Origin of the sequence: Lysinibacter cavernae (genome assembly GCF_011758565.1) — a bacterium.
GTDB lineage: Bacteria > Actinomycetota > Actinomycetes > Actinomycetales > Microbacteriaceae > Lysinibacter > Lysinibacter cavernae.
Map to the genome: position 1 here is coordinate 1 of NZ_JAAMOX010000001.1, position 25,913 is coordinate 25,913.

Annotated in this window: 20 protein-coding genes and 1 tRNA gene; 11 read left to right on the forward strand and 10 right to left on the reverse strand. The window is 61.3% G+C overall.

The window, feature by feature from the left end:
• Positions 1–489: aminoacyl-tRNA hydrolase (gene pth, locus FHX76_RS00005; RefSeq protein ID WP_208402387.1), on the forward strand; the 489-nt coding region annotated here is incomplete at its 5' end.
• A 109-nt stretch (positions 490–598) separates the two neighbouring features.
• On the forward strand, positions 599–4,198 hold the full coding sequence (mfd, locus tag FHX76_RS00010; protein ID WP_167146244.1) for a transcription-repair coupling factor: 3,600 nt from the start codon (positions 599–601) through the stop codon (positions 4,196–4,198).
• A gap of 110 nt (positions 4,199–4,308) precedes the next feature.
• Here mfd and FHX76_RS00015 read toward each other — a convergent pair whose 3' ends face one another.
• Positions 4,309–4,605, reverse strand: coding sequence for a hypothetical protein (locus FHX76_RS00015; RefSeq protein ID WP_167146246.1), 297 nt, complete (start codon positions 4,603–4,605; stop codon positions 4,309–4,311).
• Between the two features lie 110 nt (positions 4,606–4,715).
• Positions 4,716–5,921, reverse strand: a complete 1,206-nt coding sequence (locus FHX76_RS00020; RefSeq protein WP_167146248.1) for a Na+/H+ antiporter NhaA — start codon at positions 5,919–5,921, stop codon at positions 4,716–4,718.
• Between the two features lie 142 nt (positions 5,922–6,063).
• On the opposite strand from FHX76_RS00020, the gene FHX76_RS00025 reads away from it, so the two are divergent.
• The 6 genes from FHX76_RS00025 (at position 6,064) to FHX76_RS00050 (ending at position 12,589) form a co-directional block, all read left to right on the forward strand.
• Positions 6,064–6,816: a MazG nucleotide pyrophosphohydrolase domain-containing protein gene (locus tag FHX76_RS00025; protein ID WP_167146250.1), complete on the forward strand. Its 753-nt coding sequence runs from the start codon at positions 6,064–6,066 to the stop codon at positions 6,814–6,816.
• Between the two features lie 111 nt (positions 6,817–6,927).
• Complete coding sequence (gene hisS, locus FHX76_RS00030; RefSeq protein ID WP_167146252.1) at positions 6,928–8,220, forward strand: histidine--tRNA ligase; 1,293 nt, start codon at positions 6,928–6,930, stop codon at positions 8,218–8,220.
• 176 nt (positions 8,221–8,396) lie between these two features.
• Positions 8,397–9,677, forward strand: coding sequence for a phosphopyruvate hydratase (gene eno / locus FHX76_RS00035; RefSeq protein WP_167146254.1), 1,281 nt, complete (start codon positions 8,397–8,399; stop codon positions 9,675–9,677).
• Between the two features lie 77 nt (positions 9,678–9,754).
• A complete protein-coding gene (locus tag FHX76_RS00040; RefSeq protein ID WP_167146256.1) occupies positions 9,755–10,567 on the forward strand; it encodes an FtsB family cell division protein in 813 nt (270 codons plus the stop codon).
• A 5-nt stretch (positions 10,568–10,572) separates the two neighbouring features.
• Positions 10,573–11,061 (forward strand): DUF501 domain-containing protein, encoded by a 489-nt coding sequence (locus FHX76_RS00045; RefSeq protein ID WP_167146258.1) that lies wholly within the window; start codon positions 10,573–10,575, stop codon positions 11,059–11,061.
• 196 nt (positions 11,062–11,257) lie between these two features.
• Entirely contained in the window at positions 11,258–12,589 is a 1,332-nt protein-coding gene (locus tag FHX76_RS00050) for an FAD-dependent oxidoreductase (protein ID WP_167146261.1), read from the forward strand.
• Between the two features lie 201 nt (positions 12,590–12,790).
• Here the strand turns inward: FHX76_RS00050 and FHX76_RS00055 are convergent, their stop codons facing one another.
• The 6 genes from FHX76_RS00055 to aceA all read right to left on the reverse strand — a co-directional run bounded on the left by FHX76_RS00055 (position 12,791) and on the right by aceA (position 19,301).
• Complete coding sequence (locus FHX76_RS00055) at positions 12,791–13,756, reverse strand: DUF4031 domain-containing protein (RefSeq protein ID WP_167146264.1); 966 nt, start codon at positions 13,754–13,756, stop codon at positions 12,791–12,793.
• A gap of 54 nt (positions 13,757–13,810) precedes the next feature.
• Positions 13,811–14,287, reverse strand: a complete 477-nt coding sequence (locus FHX76_RS00060; protein ID WP_167146267.1) for a SixA phosphatase family protein — start codon at positions 14,285–14,287, stop codon at positions 13,811–13,813.
• Positions 14,284–14,805 carry a hypothetical protein gene (locus tag FHX76_RS00065; protein ID WP_167146270.1) on the reverse strand — a complete coding sequence of 174 codons (522 nt, stop codon included), beginning with the start codon at positions 14,803–14,805 and terminating at the stop codon, positions 14,284–14,286. Before FHX76_RS00065 ends, FHX76_RS00060 begins: the two co-directional genes overlap by 4 nt.
• A gap of 84 nt (positions 14,806–14,889) precedes the next feature.
• Complete coding sequence (locus tag FHX76_RS00070; protein ID WP_167146273.1) at positions 14,890–16,092, reverse strand: LCP family protein; 1,203 nt, start codon at positions 16,090–16,092, stop codon at positions 14,890–14,892.
• A 160-nt stretch (positions 16,093–16,252) separates the two neighbouring features.
• Positions 16,253–17,893: a malate synthase A gene (aceB, locus tag FHX76_RS00075; RefSeq protein ID WP_167146276.1), complete on the reverse strand. Its 1,641-nt coding sequence runs from the start codon at positions 17,891–17,893 to the stop codon at positions 16,253–16,255.
• Positions 17,894–17,987: 94 nt separating this feature from the next.
• Positions 17,988–19,301, reverse strand: coding sequence for an isocitrate lyase (aceA, locus tag FHX76_RS00080; RefSeq protein ID WP_167146279.1), 1,314 nt, complete (start codon positions 19,299–19,301; stop codon positions 17,988–17,990).
• A gap of 181 nt (positions 19,302–19,482) precedes the next feature.
• Between aceA and FHX76_RS00085 the strand changes: the two genes are divergently transcribed.
• Entirely contained in the window at positions 19,483–20,964 is a 1,482-nt protein-coding gene (locus FHX76_RS00085) for a helix-turn-helix transcriptional regulator (protein ID WP_167146282.1), read from the forward strand.
• 88 nt (positions 20,965–21,052) lie between these two features.
• Here FHX76_RS00085 and FHX76_RS00090 read toward each other — a convergent pair whose 3' ends face one another.
• Positions 21,053–22,507, reverse strand: a complete 1,455-nt coding sequence (locus tag FHX76_RS00090; protein ID WP_167146285.1) for an XRE family transcriptional regulator — start codon at positions 22,505–22,507, stop codon at positions 21,053–21,055.
• Between the two features lie 140 nt (positions 22,508–22,647).
• Between FHX76_RS00090 and FHX76_RS00095 the strand changes: the two genes are divergently transcribed.
• Together FHX76_RS00095 and FHX76_RS00100 are read left to right on the forward strand one after the other, a co-directional pair.
• The gene (locus FHX76_RS00095) at positions 22,648–24,507 is read left to right on the forward strand and encodes a phosphoenolpyruvate carboxykinase (GTP) (protein WP_167146288.1); all 1,860 of its coding nucleotides are present in this window, start codon (positions 22,648–22,650) and stop codon (positions 24,505–24,507) included.
• Positions 24,508–24,684: 177 nt separating this feature from the next.
• Positions 24,685–24,757, forward strand: a tRNA-Leu gene (locus FHX76_RS00100).
• A 63-nt stretch (positions 24,758–24,820) separates the two neighbouring features.
• On the opposite strand, the gene FHX76_RS00105 is transcribed toward FHX76_RS00100, so the two are convergent.
• Positions 24,821–25,831, reverse strand: coding sequence for an acyltransferase family protein (locus FHX76_RS00105; RefSeq protein ID WP_167146291.1), 1,011 nt, complete (start codon positions 25,829–25,831; stop codon positions 24,821–24,823).
• Positions 25,832–25,913 lie beyond the last annotated feature (82 nt).

Here is a 25,913-nt window from a genome sequence, read left to right on the forward strand (position 1 = left end):
GCCTCGCGCATCGGATCTCAGTTTTCGCGGCATAAAGCCAATGCCATGGTGGCAGAGGGGCGTCTGCGACCAGGCGGCCCAAAGGTTGTGCTGGCAAAACCAAACAGCTTCATGAACGTTTCGGGTGGTCCCGTCGCCGCCCTGCTGCAGTACTACTCGCTCGGCGTTGATCGGCTCATTGTGGTGCACGACGAACTCGACATCGATTTTGACACGATCAAGCTCAAAACCGGCGGCGGACACGGAGGCCATAACGGCCTTCGCGACATCGCCAAGGCCGCGAACAGCCCCGATTTTACGCGCGTGCGTGTTGGTATCGGCCGCCCTCCTGGACGCCAAGATCCCGCAGACTATGTGCTGCGCGAGTTTGGCAGCACCGAGCGTCAATCACTTCCCTCGCTGCTGGTCGACGCAGCGGATGCCGTTGAAACGGTTGTCGAGAGCGGCCTGCTTGAGGCGCAGCAGCGGTTCCACGCTCCACGGGCCTAAGCCCAACATCCTCATTTCGTGGGGCAGCTGCCGTCTTCCCTGATCTTGGATACCGTGCCGGCGTGAAGCCTGCTCGGCCAGTGTCAGCGGCGAGAGCTAAGATTATCTGGTGACTCTTCAGGGAATTCTTGCCGCACTGACCGATTCCGAGAGCTTTCAGCGGGCCCTCAGCTATACATCCGAAGACGCCGACTTCTCGCTTGCGGAAGGGCTGCGTGCTCCGCTTCTTGCCGGGCTCCTCGAAGGCCGCTCTGCCGATTCGCCTGCGTCCTCCCTGTTTTTGGTCACGGCCACCAGTCGCGAGTCGGAGAGCCTCAGACTGTCGCTCGAATCCCTTCTGCCAGGATCAACCATCGTTGAGTTTCCCGCGTGGGAGACGCTGCCTCACGAACGACTCAGCCCGAGCCCCGAAACCGTGGGTAAGCGCCTTGCCGCGCTTCGTGCCATGCACAACTGGGCACCAGAGAACGGCAATCACCTCATCGTTGTGAGCGCGGTTCGTGCGGCGCTGCAGCCGCTCGCCGACAACCTGCTTTCGGTCGAGCCGCTGCACTTTGTGGTTGGCCAGCGCGATTACAACCTTGGCGAGGTCAGTGAGCGTTTGGTCGCGCTTGCATATTCCCGTGTCGATATGGTCACTCGCCGAGGCGAATTCTCGGTGCGCGGCGGTCAGCTCGACGTGTTCTCGCCGGTTGCCGAGCATCCGTATCGAATCGAGTTCTTTGGTGACGAGGTCGAAGAGATCCGCGCCTTCTCGGTTGCCGACCAGCGAAGTTTGCCCGTTGAGGTTGCAGAGGCGGTGCTTGCGCCGAGCCGTGAGCTTTTGCTCGATGCCGGTGTGCGGCAGCGGGCCCGCGAGATGCAGGGCGAGTTTCCAAATCTTGCAACCATGTTGGAGAAGGTTGCCGAGGGCATCCCAGCAGAGGGCATGGAAAGCCTGACCCCCGCGCTTGTTGAGCGCCTCGTCCCTGTCACTCATTACTTGCCGGCCGAGGCCGCAATCGCGGTGATCGCTCCCGAGCGGGTCGCCACGCGTGCGGTGAGCCTCGCCGAAACGAACCGCGAGTTCCTCGCGGCTGCCTGGAGTGCAGCGACAGCGGGTGCCGAGGCCCCGATCGATCTTTCCGCCGGAGACTTTCTGACGCTCAACACGCTGAAGGGTGCCCGCGGCGACCGCCCATGGTGGACGATGAGTTCGTACCAGCGCGATGAGGCCGACCCCATCACCGATGAAGACGACGGTTACGTGCGCGTGCAGGCTGAGGCAGTGCCCAGTTTCCAGGGCAGCATCGACGGCGCGGTTGAATACGTTGCGCAGCAGCTCCGCGAGGGCTGGCGCGTTGTCATCACAGCGCAGGGACAGGGCACCATCGAGCGTGTGCGCGACGTGCTGTCCGGGCACGAAGTTGCTGGTCGGCTGCTTGCCTCCCTCGAGTCGGCGCCAGACGCATCGGTGGCCTCACTTGTCACGAGCACCCTCGATCACGGATTTGTGAGCGGAGAAGCACAGTTCGCCCTGCTCACGGAGGCCGAGTTCTTCGGCCGAAGCGCCACCTACCAGGCCGGACAGGTGAAGAAGCTTGCGAGCCGCAGCAAAAACGTCGTTGACCCGCTGCAGCTCGCTGCCGGCGACTACGTCGTGCATGACACGCACGGCATCGGCCGGTTTATAGAGCTGACGCAGCGCGAAATTACGACGGGGTCCGGCCGCAACGCTACGAAGGCGCTTCGTGAGTACCTTGCGCTTGAGTATGCGCCCTCAAAGCGCGGCTACCCGGCTGACAAGCTGTTTGTTCCTACCGATCAGCTCGATCAGCTGTCTCGCTATGTTGGCGGCGAAGCCCCCGCACTGAGCAAGATGGGCGGTTCAGACTGGTCAGCGGCCAAGGGCAAAGCGCGCAAGGCGGTTCGAGACATCGCGGTTGAGCTTGTCAAGCTCTATTCGGCCCGCATGGCAAGCCGCGGGTTTGCTTTCTCCCCAGACACCCCGTGGCAGCGGGAACTCGAAGAGGCCTTCCCGTTTGCCGAGACGCCAGATCAACTCACAACGATTAACGACGTGAAACGCGACATGGAATCCCCGATTCCGATGGATCGCCTCGTGTCCGGCGACGTGGGCTTCGGCAAGACCGAGATCGCCATCCGCGCGGCGTTTAAGGCGGTGCAAGACAATAAGCAGGTGGCAATCCTCGTGCCAACCACCCTGCTCGTGAAACAGCACCTTGAGACGTTCCAAGACCGCTTCGCCGGATTCCCCGTTCACCTTCGAGCGCTCAGCCGTTTTCAGACGGATAAAGAGGCTCGAGAAATCATCAAGGGGCTCGCCGATGGCTCAGTGGATGTTGTGATCGGCACCCACCGCCTGCTCTCCGACAACGTGGTCTATAAAGACCTCGGGCTTGTAATTGTCGACGAAGAGCAGCGCTTTGGCGTTGAACACAAGGACTCGCTGAAGAAGCTCAAGACTAACGTCGACATCCTCGCGATGAGTGCGACCCCCATCCCGCGCACGCTTGAGATGGCGGTTACCGGCATCCGCGAAATGTCGACGCTTGCCACGCCGCCAGAGGACCGGCACCCCATTCTTACCTTTGTTGGCCCGCGTTCCGACCGCCAAATTGCCGCTGCCATCCGCCGCGAGTTGCTGCGCGAAGGGCAGATCTTCTTTGTGCACAACCGAGTGTCGAGTATCACTCGCACCGCAGCTCATCTGGCCGAGCTGGTGCCTGAGGCTCGGATCGCGGTTGCCCACGGCAAGCTGTCGGAGGCGACCCTTGAGCAGGTCGTTGTTGATTTCTGGGAGCGTAAATTTGATGTTCTCGTGTCAACAACCATCGTGGAGACCGGGCTCGATATCGCAAACGCCAACACGATCATTATCGACAGGGCTGACAAATACGGCCTCAGCCAGCTTCACCAGTTGCGCGGCCGTGTCGGTCGTGGGCGAGAGCGGGCATACGGCTACTTCATGTATGACGAAGAGAAGCCGCTGAGCGAGACGGCGCACGAGCGACTCGAAACGATCGCAACCAATAACGAGCTCGGCTCCGGGATGCAGGTCGCGCTCAAAGATCTTGAGATTCGTGGCGCGGGAAACCTGCTCGGTGGTGAACAGTCCGGTCATATTGCTGGGGTCGGATTTGACCTGTACCTCCGCATGATTGGCGAGGCCGTGAATACGTTCCGCGGCGAGACTGCCGCAGGCATCACCGAACTCAACCTCGAACTGCCGGTTGCCGCGCATATTCCAGAGGACTACGTTGATAGCGAGCGTTTGCGGCTTGAGGCGTACCAGAAGTTCTCGACGGCGAGCTCTGCTGGGGCGGCCGACGATCAACTTTCGCTGGTCATCGAAGAGCTCACCGACCGCTACGGCACCCCACCAACCGAGGTTGAGAACCTGCTCAAGGTCTCTCGACTTCGCCACCGCGCGGCAAAGCACGGGCTCAGCAAAGTCATCGTGCTCGGGCCAAACCTCAAGGTTGAACGAGTTGATCTCCCCGACTCGCGCCAACTTCGCATGCAGCGGCTCTACCCGGGTTCTCGCTACGTGAATACGTCAGGCACAATGACAGTTCCGTTACCAGTGACGCACGGCATCACGCTTGCGGGCACCGAGCTGGTCGACTGGGTGAGTAACCTCATCGAAGTCATCCTGCCAGAGCTGCCGGATGCCTCGGCCGCGACTAACGCTGAAGACGCCTCCTAGCATCCTTGCCGGTTGCCGGTTGCCGGATGCCGGATGCCGGATGCCGGTTGCCTCACCGACCGATCAACGAACCCAACAGCATCGTGTGGTGAGTTGCTTTTCGGTGGTTATTATCCTTTGCGCGCCACCAGCGCGTTGTGCAGGCCAATGCCAACGAGGATCGGGATGAGGAGCGAAAGTGCGAGGAAGACGACCGCGAGCGTGCCGATTTCGGGGGAGAGCGTGAACGAACCCGCAACGGCGAGCAGGAGCGCGAGCATCCTGAACAGGTAGGAGCGGCGCGGTTCGTCTGCCGGCTGCTTGATCCACGGCAGCTTCACTGACGGGCTCGCCTTCGATGCCACGAATACCGAAAGCGACATCGCCACAAACGCGCCAACAAAGAAGAGAACCCCAACAACCATCATGCGTCAATTGTCCCACGGATGCGCCCGAATACTCGCCGGCCGCCAACGCCCGAGTCAGCGGACGATTGAGGTTGGATGCGAAACACGATGTGCCCGGCCAATCTGGGGTGCTAGGCGGCGTCCTTCTCGCTGAGCCTCAGCGCCCGATAGTGGCGTGCCCTCAACCGGACGACGAAGACTGACACCACAATCGAGATGGCCGAACCGATAATGACGGCAAGCACTCCCTGATCGGCTATGGCGCGGTTGTCGGCGAACGCAAGATCGTTCATGAGCAGCGAAACGGTAAAGCCGATCCCGCCGAGGGCCCCTGCCGCAATCATGTCGCCAAAGCGAAGCACGGGGGCTTGGCGGGAACGAAGGATGCGGTCGGCGAGCAGGGTTGCCCCAACAATTCCGATGAGCTTTCCGACGGGAAGCGCGACGATGATTCCCCAGAACGGCGCTTCGAGCGGCGTCTCGCCAAGCGACGGGATAGTGACGAGCGCTGCCGAGAACGCAAAGAGCGGGAGAACGATCACATTGCTGAACGGCTCAATCAGGTAACGCGCGCGATGGGCCGGCTTGCGGTGCATGGCAAAGCCGAGCGCGACACCGGCTATGGTTGCGTGGATGCCTGACTGATAGACGACGTACCACGTGGCGAGTCCGACGGCGACCATGCCAATGATAAGGACCCACTCGAGGCCCCTGTGTCGGGTCTGCGATGGGCGCACAGCATCGCGGCGGAGCCTTGCGTACCGCCAGCTCAGGAATCCAAAGAGAACCGCGAGCAGCGCGCCGAGCAGGATGAGACCAATCTGCGCGCCGGTGGTAAAAAACACGGCGATGAAGAGGATGCCGGCCAGGTCATCGAGGACAGCAAGCGCAAGCAGGAATGCTCGAACGGTTGTGGGAAGGCCCCGTCCAACAACAGCGAGTACGCCGAGCGCAAACGCGATGTCAGTCGCGGTTGGGATAGGCCAGCCGCCCTCATAGCCGCTGCCCCACGTGAAGGCGAGGTAGATTGCGATGGGGACAAGAATGCCGCCGAGCGCGGCGATGGCGGGCCGGATGGCTTTGCCAACCGAATTGAGGTCGCCCTCCGTGAACTCGTGTTTGAGTTCGATGGCGACGATGAAGAAAAAGATGGCGAGGATGCCGTCGCTGATCCAGTGGCCGACGGAGAGGTCAAGGCCGATGCCAGGCCAACCGATGTGGCTTTGCTGGATGCTGTGTGCGGCATCCGCAAGCGGACTGTTCGCTATGGCGAGACCGAGGACTGCTGCGGCGAGCAGGAGTGCGGCGGAGGTACGGTTTGAACGGAGGAAGCTCATTGGCTGCCTTTCGGGGTCGCGGGTGGTCTGTGTCGACCAGGCTTCCCGACTCACCAGAAACTACTATAGCGGTGGGGCCTGAGCGCCTGACGGCCGGCCAGCTGGTTGGTCGCGCATCCGTCGCCGACGAAAGCGAGCAAACATGACAAACCAGGATGGCAATCCGGTCGGTGAAAGCACTATTGAGCTTGTTGGGGTGATGCATCGCCTTCGCACCGAGTGCCCATGGCATGCTCAGCACGACCATGCCTCGCTGGTGCCGTATCTTGTTGAAGAGTGTTACGAATTGGTTGAGGCTATTGAGTCTGGCGATCGCGATGCCATCAGGGAGGAATTGGGCGACCTCCTGTACCAGGTGACGTTTCATAGCGAATTGCTCGACGAGTCGCTTGCGGCCGATGCAGGGTTGGATGCCGGTGGAGCATCGAGCGCCGGTGGTGGCGCCAATGCAGACGCGAGGTCTGGTGGGTCACGTGCCGAAACGCTGGATGCGGGAACGAGCTTCGCGGTCGTTGCAGCGCGCCTGAGCGATAAGCTGCGACTCCGGCATCCGCACGTCTTTGGCGACGCGGGCCCCACAACGGTTGAGCAGTTGGACGCCACATGGGAACAGGTGAAACAGCACAGTGTTGGCAAGCGGCGCGCGGTGCTTGAGGGAGTTCCAGCCTCGCTTCCCGCGTTGGCGCTCGCCGAGAAGGTGCTTGAGCGGGCGTCGAGACACGGTCGCGATGATGACGTGTTTGAGCGGGCGGATGCCCCCGAGCATCCGACGACCGAGGCCGAGTTTGGTTCGGCTCTGCTTGGTCTTGTAGCCGATGCAAAGGCTCACGGGGTCAATGCGGAACACGCCCTGCGGGCCACACTCCGCGAGGTCTCGGCATCCCTCGCTGAATAACACGCGAGTTTCGGCGTATTTTTGCCGTTTGGGCGTATCTTCCAAAGTACGCCCAAACGGCAAAAGTACGCCCAAACCGGACAACGCCGTTGCACCTCTAGAATTGAACGCATGGCTTCACCTGTTAACCCGCCCCGCGGGATGCGAGACTTTCTGCCCGCCGATAAGGCCCGTCGCGAGCACGCCCTGAGCGTGATTCGTCGTGTGTATACCCAGCACGGTTTTGACGAGGTCGAGACCCCGATGGTTGAGGACAGCGCTCGCCTGCATTCTGGGCTTGGCGGCGACAACGAAAAGCTTGCGTTTGGCATCCTGCGCCGGGGCTTGGGCGACGCCGATTTTGCGAAGGCCGCCGAAGAAGGTTCTGCCGAGTCGCTGACCGACCTTGGGCTTCGGTTTGACCTCACGGTTCCGCTTGCGCGTTTTTACGCGACGCACCGCGCCGAGCTTCCTGGCGTATTCCGGTCGATTCAGGTCGGCCCAGTCTGGCGTGCCGAACGCCCGCAGAAGGGCCGTTACCGCCAGTTTGTGCAGGCCGACATTGACATCATCGGCGAGCCATCGCAGCTTGCCGAGATTGAACTCATTACCGCGACCTCCGCGACCCTCGCCGAGCTTGGCCTTCGCGACTGTGTGATCCGAATCAACGATCGCCGCATCCTCTTCGGGCTGCTTGAGCACTGCGGATTCCCGGCAGACCTGCACGATTCCGCCCTCATCTCGATCGATAAGCTCGACAAGATTGGCACAGCGGGCGTCGTTGCGGAGCTTGCCGAGCGTTCGCCTGCCGCCGCCGCGGTTCTTGAGAGTATCCTCATCACCATCGAACCCCATGTTGTTGCGGGGGGAGTGCCGCTCAGCGAGCAGGGCATCCGCTCGCTGCTGCCAGCTGGCATGGATCCGGTTGCCGTCGACGAACTTGTTGCGCTTGGAGCCGCCCTTGTCGCCCTGCCAGACGGTGTTGAATTGCGCTTCGACCCGACGCTCGTGCGGGGCATGGGCTACTACACGGGCACCATCTTTGAAATCGCGCACCCTGAGTCTGGCAGCTCGGTGGGCGGTGGCGGCCGCTACGACGGCATGATCGGACGATTCCTTGGCCAGGATGTTCCTGCCGCCGGATTCTCGATCGGCTTCGAGCGCATCGTTGACCTGGTCGACCTCACGGGAGGTGGGGCGGCTGACGCCGTTGCCCTCGTCTACGACCGCGATTTCGTTCCTGCAACCCTTGTCTCAATGAAGGCAGAGCTTATTGCTGCCGGGTCGCGCGTGCGAGTCGAGAAGCGTGCAAAGAACCTCAAACTGCAGCTCGAACGCCTCGCAGAGGCAGGGTTTACTCGCTTCGCTTTTGTCTCGGCCGCAACGTCCTCGGTATCCGCCCTCGAGTTGAAGCCGCTGACCTAGCACGCGACATCTGGCGTTTGGGCGTAAGTTTGCCGTTTCGGCGTACGAGCGAAGGTACGCCGAAACGGCAAACATACGCCGAAGGAACGGTGCGTCCGCACGCCGTCGCGTAGACTGTGGACCGGAGCTTTTTCCAACGAACCCTTGGTTCACACCACTAGCTATAGGAGAAATCAGTGGCTTTTATTGACGCCGTTATTGCTCGTGAGATTCTTGACTCCCGTGGAAACCCCACGGTCGAGGTTGAGATCGGACTCACCGATGGCACGGTCAGCCGCGCAGCCGTTCCGTCAGGCGCATCCACCGGAGCCTTCGAAGCCTACGAGCTTCGCGACGGCGACAAGAGCCGTTACCTTGGCAAGGGCGTTCAGAACGCCGTAGCCGCTGTATTTGATGACCTCGCCCCAGCAATCGAAGACTTCTCAGCCGATGACCAGCGCCTGGTTGACGCTGCCCTCATCGCAGCAGACGGAACCGAAAACAAGAAGCGCACCGGAGCAAACTCCATCCTCGGAGTAAGCCTTGCTGTCGCAAAGGCCGCCGCAGAGTCGGCAGGCCTTCCGCTGTACCGCTACGTTGGCGGACCAAACGCCCGCACCCTTCCCGTGCCGCTCATGAACATCATCAACGGTGGTTCGCACGCCGACACCGGCGTTGACATCCAGGAATTCATGGCGGTTCCTCACGGCGCTGCTACGTTCTCTGAGGCACTGCAGTGGGGCGTTGAGACGTACCACTCGCTCAAGAGCCTGCTGAAGAGCAAGGGCCTTGCAACCGGTCTCGGCGACGAGGGTGGCTTTGCTCCCGACCTGCCAAGCAACCGCGAGGCACTTGACCTCATCCTTGAGGCCATCACCCAGGCAGGATTCACCCCAGGAAAAGACATCGCTCTCGCCCTCGACGTGGCCTCAAGCGAGTTCTTCGAGAACGGCGCCTACCAGTTTGAGGGACAGGCCCGCAGCGCGCAGGAGATGTCGGCCTACTACGCTGACCTCGTTGCGAACTACCCGCTCGTTTCGATTGAAGATCCACTCGACGAGGATGACTGGCAGGGCTGGGTTCACCTCACGAGCGAAATTGGTGACAAGGTTCAGCTGGTTGGCGACGACCTGTTCGTGACGAACCCAGTGCGCCTTGCGCGAGGAATCGCCGAGCATGCAGCAAACTCACTGCTGGTGAAGGTCAACCAGATTGGTACGCTCACCGAGACGCTTGACGCCGTACAGATGGCTCAGCGCGCCGGGTACACGGCGATTTTGTCGCACCGCTCAGGTGAGACCGAAGACACCACCATTGCGGACCTTGCCGTTGCAACAGACTGCGGCCAGATCAAGACCGGTGCGCCTGCTCGGAGCGAGCGCGTGGCAAAGTACAATCAGTTGCTGAGGATCGAAGAAGAACTGGGCGAGGCAGCACTCTACGCTGGCCGCTCAGCATTCCCTCGTTTCACGGCATAGGTTTGAGTTAAGAGCCGGGGTATGGATGCGCGACGCATCCATACCCCGGACTGCGAAGGGTTGGTGGGCAGCACGTTATGAGCACTCGGCAACCCTTCGACTCTGCCGCGAGTAGCGAAAACGACCTGCCAAACGAATCTTCTCCCGCCGATCACGGGGCAGCACATACGACGGCCGAGTCCGCTTCTCCTGCTGAGAGCGCGGCGAGCGGGGATCATGCCGCCGCATCCGAGAGCCTCGAATCACCTTCTGCTGGTGTGACGACTTCTGCCGAGACGGATTCCGATGAGCCGTTTATCTCAACGGCAACGCTGAAGGGCACCGCGAGACGCCCAACTACACCGCCGGTAGCGACGAAGAAAAAACGCCGCGCATCCGATGACGGCGACTTCCGGTCGTGGTTTAAAGGACTCCATTTCTCAGGTTTTTCCATCATCATGATCGGGCTGCTTGCCCTTGGCGTGTTTGTTGTGAGCCCAAGCCTCACGGTGTACCTCGATCAACGGCAACAGATTGCCGCCCTCGAAGCCAGCGTCGCCCAAAAAGAAGCGCTGCTGAAGAGCGCAACCGACGAAGAGGCTCGCTGGCAAGACCCGGCTTACGTGCGTTCTGAAGCTCGGAACCGCCTGTTTTACGTCATGCCAGGCGAGAATCAGCTTGTGGTGATTAACGATGTCGAGGTGCGTGAACAAGACCGAGTCAAGGCCACGGTTGACCTGCAACGGACCGAAACTGATTGGGTGAAATCCCTTGCGTATTCGTTGCTGACAGCTGGCACGACCAACGACGACGCAACAACGCTCGACCCGGCATCGCCTGATCCAGCGCAGACACCACAGGCACCCCAAGACCAGGCTCCGGCCGATACACCCGAAGGAACAGGTGACTAGCTCACATGCCCCGTCCACCCTTTGACGCTCCAACACAGGCCGACCTCGACATTGTGAGCGAGCAGCTTGGCCGCCCTGCACGCAACGTTGTTGGCATTTCCGCGCGCACCCGTACCGGCGAGCCAGCCGTGGTTTCGACCGCGCCACGACTTGAAGATGGCACCCCGTTTCCCACGTTCTACTACCTGTGCCACCCTGGAGCGGTCGCCGCGGTGTCAACGCTCGAAGCCAACGGTTTTATGGTTGAGCTCAACGAACTCTTGGCCAGCGACGAAGAGATTCGGACCGCGTACCAGCGGGCTCATGACTCCTATATTGCCGACCGTGAGACGGTCGGCGTCGTTGAAGAACTCGCAGGAGTCAGCGCCGGCGGGATGCCAACCAGAGTGAAGTGCCTGCACGCCCTCGTCGGTCATTCCCTCGCGGCTGGCCCCGGCGTCAACCCGATCGGCGATATCGCGCTCGAGCGTTCGGGCTGGTCTCCCAACAACTAATTCACCACAAACGGTTGCCTTGGCGGCTAAAAGCCTGACTTTGGTGGCCAGATTCGCGCCAATTGTACGTGAAGAGTCCCAGCGTTCTGTAAACTAGCGATGGTATTGGTGTCACCGTTGCCACCGTATATTCTTGCGCCTGGTTGTTTGCACGCGCAAGCTCCATCCCAGTACTACTCAAGGAAGTGCTTTTTTCGTGTCAAAGATCCTCATTGTTGGTGGCGGTTACGCAGGTTTTTACACCGCGTGGAAGCTTGAAAAGTGGTTGCGCCCAGGCGAGGCCGAGGTCACCATTGTTGACCCGCTGCCCTACATGGCCTACCTCCCCTTCCTGCCAGAAGTAGCCGCTGGATCAATCGAGCCTCGTCACGCTGTGACCGCTCGTCGTCGTCACCTCAAGACCACGCACAGCGTTGCTGGCAAGGTAACGACCATCTCCCACGCCGACAAGAAGGTCACGATTACGCCCAACGAGGGCGAAGCGTATGACTTCGAATACGACCACATCGTGATCGCGACCGGCTCGGTTTCGCGCACGTTCCCCATCCCAGGTATCGCGGACAACGCCATCGGCATGAAGACGATCGAAGAGGCCGTTGCGGTTCGTGACCGCCTCGTGAGCAACTTTGAGAAGGCCGCAAGCCTTCCTGCCGGCCCAGAGCGCGACCGCCTGCTGACCGTGACCGTTGTTGGTGGCGGCTTTGCCGGTATCGAAACCCTTGGTGAGCTTCGCTCGTTCGCAACCTCGCTGCTGCGTCGCTACCCAGAGATCACCTTCGACGACACCAAGTTCCACCTCATCGAGGCAATGGGACGCATCATGCCAGAGGTCGCCCTTGAGACGAGCCTGTGGGTCATCCGTAAGCTCACCGACCTCGGCGCGAACATTCACCTCGACACCCAGCTGTCGTCGGCCGTTGACGGCAAGATTGAGCTGTCGACCGGTGAATCCTTCGAGTCCGACCTCATCGTCTGGACCGCCGGCGTCATGCCTCGTCCGTTCCTTCGCGGAACCGACCTGCCGATCGGCGAGCGTGGGCACGTCCGCGGACGCCCCGACCTTCGCGTTGAAGGCGACGACGGCATCCTCGAGGGTGCCTGGACTGCCGGCGACACGTCGGCCATCCCCGACATCTCTGCGACCCCAGGCCCGGGAGGCTTCTGCGTGCCAAACGCGCAGCACGCCGTTCGCCAGGCCAAGGTGCTCGCGCGCAACATCGTTGCGTCGCTGCGTGGCGAGGGTCTTGCCGATTACAACCACAAGAACGCCGGAGCCGTTGCCGGTCTCGGACTGAACGTAGGCGTCTTCCAGTCTGGCAAGTTCGCGATGAAGGGCTACTTCGCGTGGCTCGCACACCGCTTCTACCACGGCCTTGCGATCCCAACGTGGGAGCGCAAGTGGCGCGTATTCGGCGGCTGGGTTGGGCACTTCTTCCTTGGCCGCGACATCGTAAACATCGAGGCAGTCCAGACGCCTCGTGCAGTCTTCGAGGAGTTCGCTTCGCGCCCTCGCCCGAAGACCGACTAGGTCTTGGCCTGAGTTTCTCGCTCTGCCTGATCATTTCAGCAGCTGAATAACCCCCGGTACCGCGATGTGGTGCCGGGGGTTATTGCGTGTGCGACCCGCGCCCTGATCTGTGCTCATTCTGCAGCCGGGCTCATCTCGCAGCTACACCCGGTCTGCAATCGGCGGCGGGGAATCCACCCTGCAACCTTTGTTTTATGCGGTTTATGGCGACGCCGACTCACCATCGTTGGGAATAGAGTGCAGCAAGCGTGCGATTTCATCCTCTACATTGCGGCGGGCGCGCCGTTCCCAGAGCTGCTGCGCGGCATCCGTTCGGTAGATGGTTGGCCGTGCCAGGTATCCGCTGAGGATGCTCGCCCGACCTGACGCGAAATCTGCAGCGCTCACGTGGGCGTATTCGGCGCGCACCGCCAGCGCATAGCGTTCGTAGCGCTCCGGCCCCGCCGCGAAGATTGACAGGTCGGCGTCGAGGAGATGGGCGAGCGGGGCCGCGTGGTTTGTGACCTCGATGGCGGGAATCGTCGCCACAATGTAGTCCCCAACCGCTGTTACGACCGAGGGGGAGAGCCCAAGTCGGCCAAGGGCGTCGACCGCGAGGGCTGCCGAGTCGAGTTCGTCTGAGGGGCTTCCGTCGTACACGGCGTCGTGGAACCACGCGGCAAGCAGGGTGGCGGGGGCGAGCCGCTCACCGCGGGTGGCGAGCTGGTCGAGCGCAAGCAAGACGTCTTCGAGATGGCGCTCGTCGTGATAGCTGCGGTGAGGTTCATTCCAGCGCCCGAGCAGATCATCGCCAAGCGCCTGCCATTCGCGTCCTGCGTGACCGGTACCAGGGATGCCGACGAGCTCTCCGAGACGTGACCATTCACCGCTGAGGTACTCTCGCCGCCGCACCGGCGTGACAGCTTCGCGGTCTGCCTGCCTGACGCGGAGGCCGGATGCGCGGAGCTGGCGTGCGACATCTTTTCCCGTGACGGGCCGCGCCCCGAACGCGATTGCCCGCTCGTAGAGCGACGCGGGTACATCGTAGTGGTCAAGATCAAAACCGCGCCGAGGCAGGTTGAGTCGTGCGGCAAAGGTATGGAGTTCGTCATAGCTGTGGTCAGAGACAAGGTGGCTCCAGAGGGTGCCGTGTGCCGGCCACGCGGGCGGGTCAATGAGGATCGCCATCTCTTCAGCGTAGTACCGCAGCCGCTGCGTGGCAGGATGCATTCGGCTTGAGCGTCATGTCTCGCGCGGGGTCTCGAGGGCCCAGTCGTCTGCGACCCTGGTTACCGCCTCGTCCCAGCTTTCCGTTCGCCAGGTGAAGCGGGCAACTGCGCAGGTTGGCATCTGGTGAATTCCGTCACCCGACAGGTGCGCGGCGAGCACAGAAATGCCCGGGTCATGAGCCACGAGCGCAACCGACGTCGCCCCCGTCGCCGCCGCCTTGGACAGCAGCGTGGCGGCGGATGAAAGGTAGAGGTCTGGGTCGAGCTCGGCAGAAACCCCGAGCGCCGCCCCAAACACCTCAGCGGTGCTGCTCGCACGCGCAGCCGTGCTTGACAGGAGGCGGCCGACCGCGACTCCAGCGTTGGCAAGGTTGTTGGCCATCACGGGCGCATCGCGCTTGCCTCTGGCGTTGAGGGTTCGGTCGTGGTCAGAGGCGTTCGGGTCATGCCAATCTGACTTTGCGTGCCGAATTAGGATGAGTTCAATCATGTCGAGTCTCCCGCTGTGCGTATCGGGTCGGTAGCTGGCTGCTTCGGAGGGCGGGGAAAGACATCCCTCATATGGTCACTTCGCAGGTAGTCACTGATGCCAATCATGAGCACGCTGAACACAATCTGCTCAATAACCATCCAGAGCGGATACAGGCTAGGGATTGCGGCGATGATGAGCGTCACAATCGGAAAAATCTGGCTGAACAGGCGAAGGCGAGAGTAAGCCCAGTAGTAGCCGCGCATCCCGACCGCTGCGAATGCCAGCAGTGTGAGGGTCATCGCTAAGACGACGATGCCTCTGAACCAGACCATCGGGGTCACGAGCTCCGGATTATCGCGGTTGAGGAACGCGTACACCAGCGCAGCGACACCGACCACGCTCTCAGCCGCGATCAGGATAAGGATGGCCCGCCACGCGCGCCTGGTTCTTGGGTGATGCAGCAGGTCTTTATCCACGATATAGGCCGCATGGCGGCCCCCAATAAGCCTGCTCGATAGGAGAGCGTCAAGATCCATGATGACCTTCCATCGTGAGCATGGCTTCTCGTCTTGAAAAAGCCTGTCTGCCCAGCGTAACCCGGCAGCGATTTCGGGGATAGGCTAACCGGCGCAGGTCACATCGCTTGCTGACTGGCCGGAGACGTCCAGCGGAACGGTGAAGGATGTTGAGGTCGGCGTTGGCGTTGGGACGGCATCTCCGGTTCCGTCATCCACGGTGTTGTCATCCACAGTTCCGTCATCCACGGTGCCGTCGTCGGTCACGTCGCCCGCTGCCTGATCCGCCTCGTCAGCGGATTGGAACACGAGCGGCTCATCGGCGAGTAGCGCGGCAAAAAGCGCCTCGACCTGGTCGTCGATGGGCTGCACGCGGTTCGAGTCGTAGTAGTAGTCCTCAACCGGGAGCTGTACAAAGGCCATCTTCTCGAGGTCAACGGTTTTGAGCGTTCCCGCGAGTCCCATGAGCGCGTCGACGGAGCTCAGCCCGTCGTCTACCGTGATCGAGGGGGCAACGGCCGACGCAAGGTTGTAGAGCGCCACCGGGTTCCCGAGGGTGCCAGAGTCTGTGACCGTGCGCATGAGAGAGGCGAGGAACATTTGCTGTGCTTTGATCCTTGAGAGGTCGCTTTCGCCGGCAAACCCGTGGCGGGTACGAACAAATTGTAGGGCCTGCTGGCCATCAAGAACGTGCTCGCCGGCCGCAAGATCGAGGCCGGAGTACGGGTCAAAAATGTCCTCCGTGAGGCATACCGGAACGCCGCCAACGGCATTGGTCGCGGCGACGGCGCCATCAAAGTCAAGGATGATGAAGTGATCGAGGGTGAGACCGGTGAGCTGGCTCACCGTATCGAGCGCGCAAAACGGACCGTCATTGAGGGTCGCGTTGATCTGCACGCCGTCCCGCTCGGGAATGACCTCGCCGTCTGGGGTGGTGCATTCCGGCGTTGACACCATGGTGTCGCGGGGGATGTTCACGACGGTTGCGTTGGTATGGTCGGCAGAAACGTGCAGCACCATCATGGCGTCGGCACGTTGACCGGTTTCGTCTTGGCCGTAATCGCCGGTGGTCTGGTTATCGCGAGTGTCCGATCCCATCACAAGCAGATTGACGCCGCCATCCCATGTTGGGATTTCTGGGCCGTCTGTTGCTCCGGGGCGGGAGACCGCGTTGTTCTGGATGCTGCCGATCGTTTGGCTGTAGGCCCATGCAGCGCCGCCGCCAATGAGAAGGATGACGAGGGTGAGGCTGATCCAGATCCAGCGGCGGCCCCGTTTTGGCTTTGCGGGTGTGAACGGAACGGTCATGGCAATCCTGTCGGCCTTGAAGCGGTGTGGTGCCCCTGCGGGATGTTCGACCGCTGAGACTACACAAACTATCGGCCAAACTTGGGAGTTATTTGTGCGCAACGCCGCAAACGCCCGTGAGGCCCAGAGAACTGGACGCCACGGGCGTTTTGGCAGGGTATTAGTCGATGTATCGCGCGTACGCCCCAAGCGTCAGGAAAGTTGGGTACTCGGGCTGCAGCGCTACATCCCTGAATACGTCAACGGCCTCTGTCACCCGGTCGCCAGGTGTTCGCTCCCATTCGAGCAGGACGCGGTCGATGAGGTCCTCGACAAACGCTGTGGTGATCAGGGTGCCTTCGCGGGTGATCGTGCCCTGGTGGATCCACTGCCAGATTTGCGAGCGCGAGATCTCGGCGGTTGCCGCATCCTCCATCAGGTTGTTGATAGCAACGGCGCCGTTGCCTCGCAGCCAGGCCTCGATGTAACGGAGGCCGATGGATACGTTGTCGTACACTCCGTGGTCGCTGACGGTTCCCTGAGCGCTCGGGATGTCGAGCAGCTGTGCGGCCGTCACGTGCACATCCTCGCGCTTCTTCTCGATCTGGTTTGGCCGGTTGCCGAGCACGGCATCAAACTCGGCCCGTGCCGTTGGGATGAGGTCTGGATGAGCCACCCAGCTGCCATCAAAACCGTCGGTTGCCTCGCGGCGCTTGTCTGCGCTGACCTTGGCGAGTGCGTTCTCCGTCGCCTCAGGGTCGCGGCGGTTGGGGATGAACGCGCTCATTCCTCCGATTGCGTGCGCCCCGCGCTGGTGGCAGGTTGCAACCAGCAGCTCGGTGTAGGCCCGCATGAACGGAACGGTCATGGTGATCTCGCTCCGATCTGGCAGGATGAAGCGCTGCCCGCGCTGGCGGAAATTCTTGATGATGCTGAAGATGTAGTCCCAGCGTCCCGCGTTCAGGCCAGCGGCGTGATCGCGCAGCTCGTAGAGGATCTCGTCCATCTCAAAGGCTGCTGGGATCGTTTCGATGAGCACGGTTGCCCTGATGGTGCCGTGGCTGATGCCAAGCCGCTCTTCCGCATATGTGAAGATGTCGTTCCACAGTCGGGCTTCGAGGTGGCCTTCGAGCTTTGGCAGGTAGAAGTAGGGGCCAGCGCCGTTGCTGATGAGTTCTTTTGCATTGTGGAAGAAGTACAGCCCAAAGTCAACGAGGCTGCCGGACGCCGACATTTCAACACCCTGCTGGTTCACGAAAGTGAGGTGTTTCTCAACCAGGTGCCAACCGCGAGGCCGCATGACGATCGTTGGTCGGTCCGTTCCTCGTGTGAGCCGGTACTCTTTGCCCTCCGGCGAGGTGAAGCCGATCCGGTCGCGGATTGCGTCAAACAGCGAAATCTGGCCGCCGATGATGTTCTCCCAGGTAGGGGAGGTGGCATCTTCGAGGTCGGCGAGCCAAACCTTAGCGTCTGAGTTCAGTGCGTTGACCGTCATCTTGCGGTCGGTCGGCCCGGTGATCTCTACGCGGCGATCCTCAAGGCCGGGCCCGGCACCGGCAACCTGCCAGCTGCGGTCTTCGCGGATGTGGCGGGTATCTTCGCGAAAGCTCAGGTCACGTCCGTTTGAGTAGAGCACCCGGTTGCGCATCCGGTCGGCGAGGATTTCGTGGCGGGTTCCTGAGAATCTGGCGTGCAGCTCTGCCACGAAGGCGAGCGCTTCTGGGGTGAGGATCTCGTCGAAGCGCTCGTGACGGGCTCCGTCGATACGGAGCGTCGCGGTGCTGATGGGACCGGTGAACGTGAAGGTGGTTGGCGTGGTCATGATGACTCCTCAGCGTGAGAGAAAACGGGTCTGAACGGGTGGTTATGGTGGGGCGGATGCCGTTGCGAACATCCACCCCAGAACCGGTGCGTGTTTAGTGGAACTGCTCGGCTTCGGTGGAGCCTGCAAGCGCCAAGGTTGCGCTGCTTGGGTTGAGCGCGGTGGAGACGAGGTCAAAGAAGCCTGTACCAACTTCGCGCTGGTGGCGCGTTGCGGTGTAGCCCTGTGCCTCGCTGGCAAATTCTGCTTCCTGCAGCTCGACGTAGGCGGTCATGCCGTGGTCGCGGTAGCCTTCGGCGAGCGTGAACATGGAGTGGTTGAGCGAGTGGAACCCGGCAAGGGTGATGAATTGGAAGGCGTAGCCCATTGCGGCGAGTTCCCGCTGGAACGACGCGATCTGTGCGTCGTCGAGGCTCTGTTTCCAGTTGAACGACGGCGAGCAGTTGTATGCGAGCTTCTTGCCGGGGAACTTGGCGTGGATGGCCTCTGCGAAGGTGCGTGCAAGTTCGAGGTCTGGTACCCCGGTTTCCACCCACAGGAGGTCTGCGTATTCGGCAAAGGCGAGCCCCCTGGTAATGACGGGGTCGAGGCCCGGCTTGACGCGGTAGAAGCCCTCAGGGGTGCGCTCGCCGGTGGTGTACTGGCGGTCGCGCTCGTCGACGTCGCTTGTGAGCAGGTCTGCGGCGAGGGCATCCGTTCTCGCGATGATGATTGAGGGAACGCCGGCGACGTCGGCCGCGAGCCGGGCGGCGTTGAGCGTGCGGATGTGCTGCTGCGTTGGGATGAGTACCTTGCCTCCGAGGTGGCCGCACTTCTTCTCGCTTGCCAGCTGGTCTTCCCAGTGCACGCCTGCTGCTCCCGCCGAGATCATGGATGACATGAGCTCGTAGGCGTTGAGCGGGCCGCCGAAGCCGGCCTCGGCATCCGCAACGATTGGCGCGAGCCAGTCGCGGGTAACGTTGCCTTCGCTCGACTCGATCTGGTCGGCGCGGATGAGAGCGTTATTGATGCGTCGAACCACGTTTGGTACCGAGTTAGCTGGGTACAAGCTTTGGTCTGGGTAGGTCTGGCCAGAGAGGTTCGCGTCTGCCGCGACCTGCCAGCCGGAGAGGTAAATGGCTTTGAGCCCCGCCTTGACCTGCTGCACGGCCTGGTTTCCGGTGAGTGCGCCAAGTGCTGCGACCCAGTCTTCGGTGTGGATGAGCTCCCAGAGGTTCTCCGCGCCGCGGCGGGCGAGCGTGTTCTCTTCGGTCACGCTGCCGCGGAGGCGGGCGACATCCTCTGCGGTGTAGTCGCGCTTGATGCCTTCCCACCTGGGGTCGGTCTCCCAGTCGCGGCGAATCTCGTCGGCCGTCTGGCGGACATCTCCTGAGCGAGGGGCTCCTGCGGGGCGTGGGGTGAAGCTCATGATCTAACTCCTTTGTGATCGGTGTCTGCTGTCCAGGTCTGCTGTCCGTCTCGATCTGAGGAGCGGAAAGTTCTTGGTATTTCGAGCATGGGGCCAATCCGTGCCGCGATCTAGACTTTATTTGGTAGAAGATTTATGATTCTTCTACTTTGCAGAACTTCCCTCATCTGATCGGAACCTCATGCCCCAGTCACCGAAGCCTGGTTCAACTCCCGTAGAAGCCGCCGACGAATCAACCGTGGATGCCGTTGCCGTCGGGCGCCGCATCCGCGGCCTGCGAAAGGCAAAAGGGCTGACGCTCGACGACGTCGCTCGGGGCATTGGCCGCGCGCCGAGTCAGGTATCCGTCATCGAGAATGGCAGGCGAGAAGCCCCGCTCTCGGTGCTGACCAAGATCGCGGAAACGCTCGGCTGCTCGCTCGGTGACCTGCTGGCGGTCGAGGCGGTTGACCAGCGAACCTCGCTCGAAATCGAGCTCGAACGCATCCAACGCGGGCCTGCGTTTCGCAAGCTGCAGCTGCCAGCGCTGAGGGTTGGGCCGTCGCTCACCACGGAGGCGATGGCGGCGATCCTTGGCCTGCACCGTGAGCTTGAGCGCATTCAGAGCGAGCGGAGCGCAACGCCGGAGGAAGCAAGGCGGGCCAATGCCGAGTTGCGCCAGGAGATGCGGGCGCGAGACAACTACTTTGAGCCGATCGAACAGACAGCGACCGAGCTACTCGCCGCGGTTGGGTACAGCGGCGGGCCGCTCTCGCAGCGAGTCACAGCCGAAATAGCGAGCTATCTCGGGTTCTCGTTGCACTACGTTTCTGACGTGCCAAAATCGACACGATCGGTCTCCGACCTCAAAAACCGACGCATCTACCTCCCGCAGCGAGTGCGAACCGAGCGCGATCCTCGCTCGGCTCCGCTGCACGCGCTCGCGAGTCACATCCTTGGCCACGACGAGCCGACGGGCTATGCCGAGTTCCTTCGGCAGCGCGTTGAAGCGAACTACCTTGCTGCAGCGCTGCTCATGCCAGAGCAAGCGTCAGTTGACCTGCTGAGGGCTGCAAAGGATGCGCGGCGTATCTCCGTTGAAGACTTCCGCGACGCGTTCGCCGTGTCGTACGAGACGGCATCCCACCGATTCACGAACCTCGCGACCAGGCATCTTGGCCTGCCCGTTCACTTCATGAAGGTGCACGAAAGCGGCGCGATTTCAAAGGCCTACGAGAACGATGACGTGTGTTTCCCGACCGACAGCCTCGGCGCAATCGAGGGGCAGAGTTCGTGCCGCAACTGGACCTCGCGCACGGTCTTTTCTGTTGACGATCGATTCAACCCGTACTACCAATACACGGATACGCCAACGGGAACCTACTGGTGCACCTCACGCGTGCAGAGCAGCGACGAGGGCGAGTTCTCGGTGAGCGTCGGGGTGTCGTTTGAGCATGTTCGCTGGTTTCAGGGACGAGACACGCCAAATCGCGGCGTCTCGCATTGCCCCGACGCCAGGTGCTGCAGGCAGGCCCCATCGGAGCTACGCGGACGGTGGGAGGAGTACGCCTGGCCGACGGCCCGCCCGCACGCGTCCCTGCTGACGGCGCTCCCTCAGGGGGTGTTCCCAGGCGTCGACGACACGGAGGTCTACGAATTTCTCGAGGCCCATGCACCGCGCTAGCCAGGCGTCGCTCGTGGGGCGCGTTTTGCCTCGTGGGGTGCGTTTTTTCGCGCCCCACGAGCGAGAATGCGCCCCACGAGCGGGTGCGTTATTCAGCGTGGCGGCTCAGGAACTCATAGACCTCCGTGTCGTCGACGCCTGGGAATGAGCCCTGGGGGAGTGGTGAGAGCACGTGTGCGTGCATGCGCGCGCTCGGCCAGGCCTGGTCCGCCCAGCGCTCCGTGAGATCTTGGGCCGGCCTCCTGCAGCACGATGGGTCAGGGCAGAGCGAGACCGTCCGGTGTGAGGTGTCACGCCCCCTGAACCATTTTGCGTCATCAAAGGGCACGCCAAAGCTGATCGAAAAGCCCTCCGTCTCAGTGCTTCCCGTCTGGACAGTGCACCAAAACGTTCCCGCGGGCGTGTCCGTGTACTGGTAGAACTCGCTCGTGCGGTTGGTACGATCGAACGCGGTACGCGCGCCCCAACGCTTGCAGACAACCTGGCCCTCGATCGTGCCACTCGCGTCAGTTGGGAGGGGGACACCATCGTTTTCGTAGCCGCGCATGAGCGAGCCATCGTCATTCACGCGCATGAAGTGCACGGTCAGATCGAGGTGTGCCGTCGCGAGATTTGTGAAGCGCTGGGCTGCTGATTCGTGCGTGACCCCAAACGCGTCCCGGAAATCCTCGATCGCGAGATTGCGGTCCTTCTTTGCCTGGCCGAGGAACTCGACCGCGCGTCCCTGAGGGATGAGGCATGCTGCCGCAAAATAGTTGATCTCAAGCCGCTGCTGCAAAAACTCGGTGTAGCTCGCGGGCTTATCGTGCCCAAGCACGGCATGCGCCATGGCCTGCAACGCGAGTGAGCGGAGGCCGTGGCCCCCAGGAATGGATGCCGGCGGCAAATAGATGCGACCGTTCTTCAAATCGGTGACGCTTCGTGTCGAGTGTGGCAGATCATCCACATAAATGAGGGTGAAGCCAAGCTGCTCTGCCATGATCGCCACGGTGCGGTGGGTGAGGGCGCCGGTTGTGTGGTTGGCCTTCTTGAGCATTTCTTCTGCGATGTCTTCGATATCGGGAAGATAGTTGTCTCGTTCGCGCATCTGCATGCGGCTTTCGGTGTTTGCGCGCCGAGCCTCTTCCGGCGTGGCGATGGCCGCGCGCTCGCGGCGTTCGATCTCTCGGTGCAGCCCAACGAGCGATTCAAGTGCATCGTCGGGGAGCGACTTTGCTCCGCGGATGACCGGTAGCCCGAGTGAGGCGTATGCCGGGTTGTGCTGGGCCTGATCGAGTTCAATCTCGAGCGCAGATCGTTTATCCGGCGGTGCGCTGCTGAGGAGCTCAGCGAGTTCGATACCCAGCTCGTGGGCGATGTTCTGGATGAGCGAGAGCTTTGGTTCTCGTCGGCCGTTTTCGATGAGCGACAGTTGGCTTGCGGCGACGTCGAGGCGTTCACCGAGCTGTTCGAGGGTGAGGCCTGCGTTTACTCGAAAGAATCGAAGTCGCTTGCCGAGGATGAGCAGATCGGCCCGGGGGGTCTTTGCGGTCGAGGGAGTCATAAATTGACTATATGTTAAAAACGGCCAAATTTGACAACCGATTTGGTCAACTGAGGTGTATTTCATGACGAATCATTGAGGTGTAGCAAAAATTTATTCGCTGCAGACGATCTCGACACCACAGGTAACAGGAGCTACGTATGACCGTCATCGACACGCCAGACGTTTCACTGGACTCGAACGTGGGAAGCCACGGAGAGCCAACCACCAACAACCCGGAGGTGCTCGCTTGGGTTGCCGAGGTAGCCGAGTTGACCGAGCCCGACTACATCCACTGGTGCGACGGATCGCAAGAAGAGTGGCAAGCGCTCACGGAAGAGCTCGTTGCCACGGGCACACTCATCCCGCTCAATAAAGACCTGCGCCCCGGAAGCTTCCTTGCTCGTTCGCACCCAGGCGATGTTGCCCGTGTTGAAGACCGCACGTTCATCTGCACCGAGAACGAGGCGGAAGCTGGCCCCACAAACAACTGGCGGGCCCCGGCGGACATGCACGCCACGCTCAAGCCGCTGTTCCGCGGATCGATGCGCGGACGCACGATGTACGTCGTACCCTTCTCGATGGGCCCCGTCGGCGGCCCAATTACGCAGGTTGGCATTCAGCTCACCGATTCCCCATACGCCGTACTCAACATGCGCATCATGACCCGCATGGGCCAGGCAGCCATGGACTACATCACGCCTGGCATCGAATGGGTTCGTACCGTTCACAGCGTTGGCATGCCACTCGTGAACGACAACGGCGACGTCATCGACGACGTTGAATGGCCTTGCAACGACGAGAAATACATCTGCCAGTTTCCCGACACACTTGAGGTATGGTCGTTTGGTTCCGGATACGGCGGAAACGCGCTGCTCTCAAAGAAGTGCTTTGCTCTTCGGATTGCCAGTGTCATGGCCCGCAACAACGGCTGGCTCGCCGAGCACATGCTGTTGCTCAAACTCACCAACCCTGTTGGGAAGACGTTCCACATTGCTGCGGCGTTCCCGTCTGCCTGTGGCAAGACGAACCTGGCGATGCTGCGCCCAACCATCCCAGGATGGAAGGTCGAAACCATCGGCGACGACATCGCGTGGCTCCGCCCAGGACCTGACGGCCGCCTTCGAGCCATCAACCCAGAGGCTGGCTTCTTCGGCGTTGCCCCCGGAACCGGCTACAGCACCAACCCCGTCGCAATGGACAGCATCTGGGGAAACACCATCTTTACAAACGTCGCGCTGACCGACGATGGTGACGTGTGGTGGGAAGGCATGACCGACACCCCTCCGTCGCACCTGATCGACTGGCAGGGCAATGACTGGACTCCGGATGCCGACCGCCCAGCGGCGCACCCAAACTCGCGTTTCACCGTGCCAATCACACAGTGCCCAACCGTAGCCAACGAGTGGTTCGAGAGTGACGGCGTTCCGCTTGACGCTATTCTTTTCGGCGGTCGTCGAGCCACCAATATCCCGCTCGTCTCCGAGTCGCTGAGTTGGAACCACGGTGTGTTCATCGGCGCATCCGTCTCAAGCGAAAAGACCGCGGCCCAAGAGGGAACCGTTGGCGAACTCCGCCGCGACCCCTTCGCGATGCTGCCATTCTGCGGCTACAACATGGCCGACTACTGGTCACACTGGCTGTCGATCGGTGAAACCCTCGGCGAACACGCCCCGAAGGTATTCCAGGTCAACTGGTTCCGCAAGGGCGACGACGGACGGTTCCTCTGGCCCGGCTTTGGCGAGAACTCTCGCGTACTCGACTGGATCATCCGCAGGGTAGACGGCGAAGTCACCGGACGCGAGCTTGCCGTCGGAACGGTTCCCGCTGACGGTGAACTGAACCTCGACGGCATCCACGTTCCTGCAGCCGACCTCGAAGAGCTCTTTGAGGTAGACCCCGAACTGTGGGCGGCCGAATGCGACCTCACTGAGGAGTACTTCGCCCAGTTCGGTGCGAACATGCCAGAAGCGCTCAACGAGCAGCTTGCCGCGCTGCGCACCCGTCTCACGGCGGTGTAGCGCCCCACAAATTTCTGGGTCGGGCGGCCCGTGCCCGCCCCAGAACTCGAATCGCCGGGTGTGTCTCTGTTCCTGTAGGCACACCCGGCGTATTACGTTCAGCGCTCGCTGACTGCGTCCGATGTGGGCGAACGGATGCGGCAAGACGCCGGCTCATTCGATACCATTGAGTGCTGGGCCCCCATAGCCCAATGGCAGAGGCAGAAGACTTAAAATCTTTTCAGTGCGGGTTCGAGTCCCGCTGGGGGTACTACTTTTCCAGAAGGTTGAGCAGGTCGGCTCGTGGGCATGCGCTCGTTGCGTCTGTGTTGTTTTAGTCAGTGGCTTTGGAACGGAGACGAGCTGAGGCCTTGCGTCGTTTGCCGTCATCAGCGACAGCACCATTCCGCGATAGCACGGGCATGATAAAGAGCGCGTTCACCAGCTTCGATCGGTCGCTTGCTACAGAGATGAGCGTTGCGAGCATCACGTAGGTGGCGAACAGGATTGGGTACCACAGCGCATGTTGCTCAGCATCGGAGCGGATGAGCACACCGGTCAGGATAATGAGGGCCAGCGGATGGACAACGTAGTAAACGAGTGAGTGACGCCCAACATATTCGAACAGGTGCGAGATTCGTCCCTGGGGAATCCACTGGGCAAGGCCCACCGCGAGGGCGATTCCAGCAAAAGCCAACGGCGCGACTCGAACGTCATACAGAGGGAGCAAATTCTGTGACGCCGCCAACGCTGTGGGGGCTGCGATAAGAAAGGCCCCTATGATAACGGTTGGCTTTTTCAGGATTATGAGGGTCGCCGATACGTGTTGAGAAATCCATATGCCTGCCATGAAGAACGCAAATAGGTAGAGAAACCGGGGCAACGAGGCTACGGAGGGGGCCAAAAACGAGGCGACGAGGGAAGCCGCTATAACTAGGGGTGTCGGAATCTTCGTGACGATCAAAAACAAGACGTAGAAGGCGACCAAGTAGTAGAGAAACCAGAGGCTGCTATACGGCCGCCAAATAATACTCAGCATAGGAGCGATATCCCAACCAGTGGCCCTCAGGATCATGAGGAATGACCAGACGAGATATGGCCAGGCAACGTACCGAAGTTTTCCGCTGAGGTATCTGCCAATACCTTTTTGGAATGATCGAATAACAAAAAGCCCCGAGAACAGCATCAGCGCTGGCATTCGAAAAGGCCAGAAGAGACGGTTAGCTTCGAGGGCGACGGTTGCCACATCGTTTGGCAGAAGATGGGCACCCATGAGGAGCGACACCGAGTGTGTCGATACAACAAGCAACACGGCAATGCCCCTGAGTGAATCAACCCAGGTCATTCGCGAAGGAGGAACAACCGTTGTCGACTGTCGCATCCCGCCCCCGAGCTAATTGACCGTTCCCACCAGGATTCCACTTGGA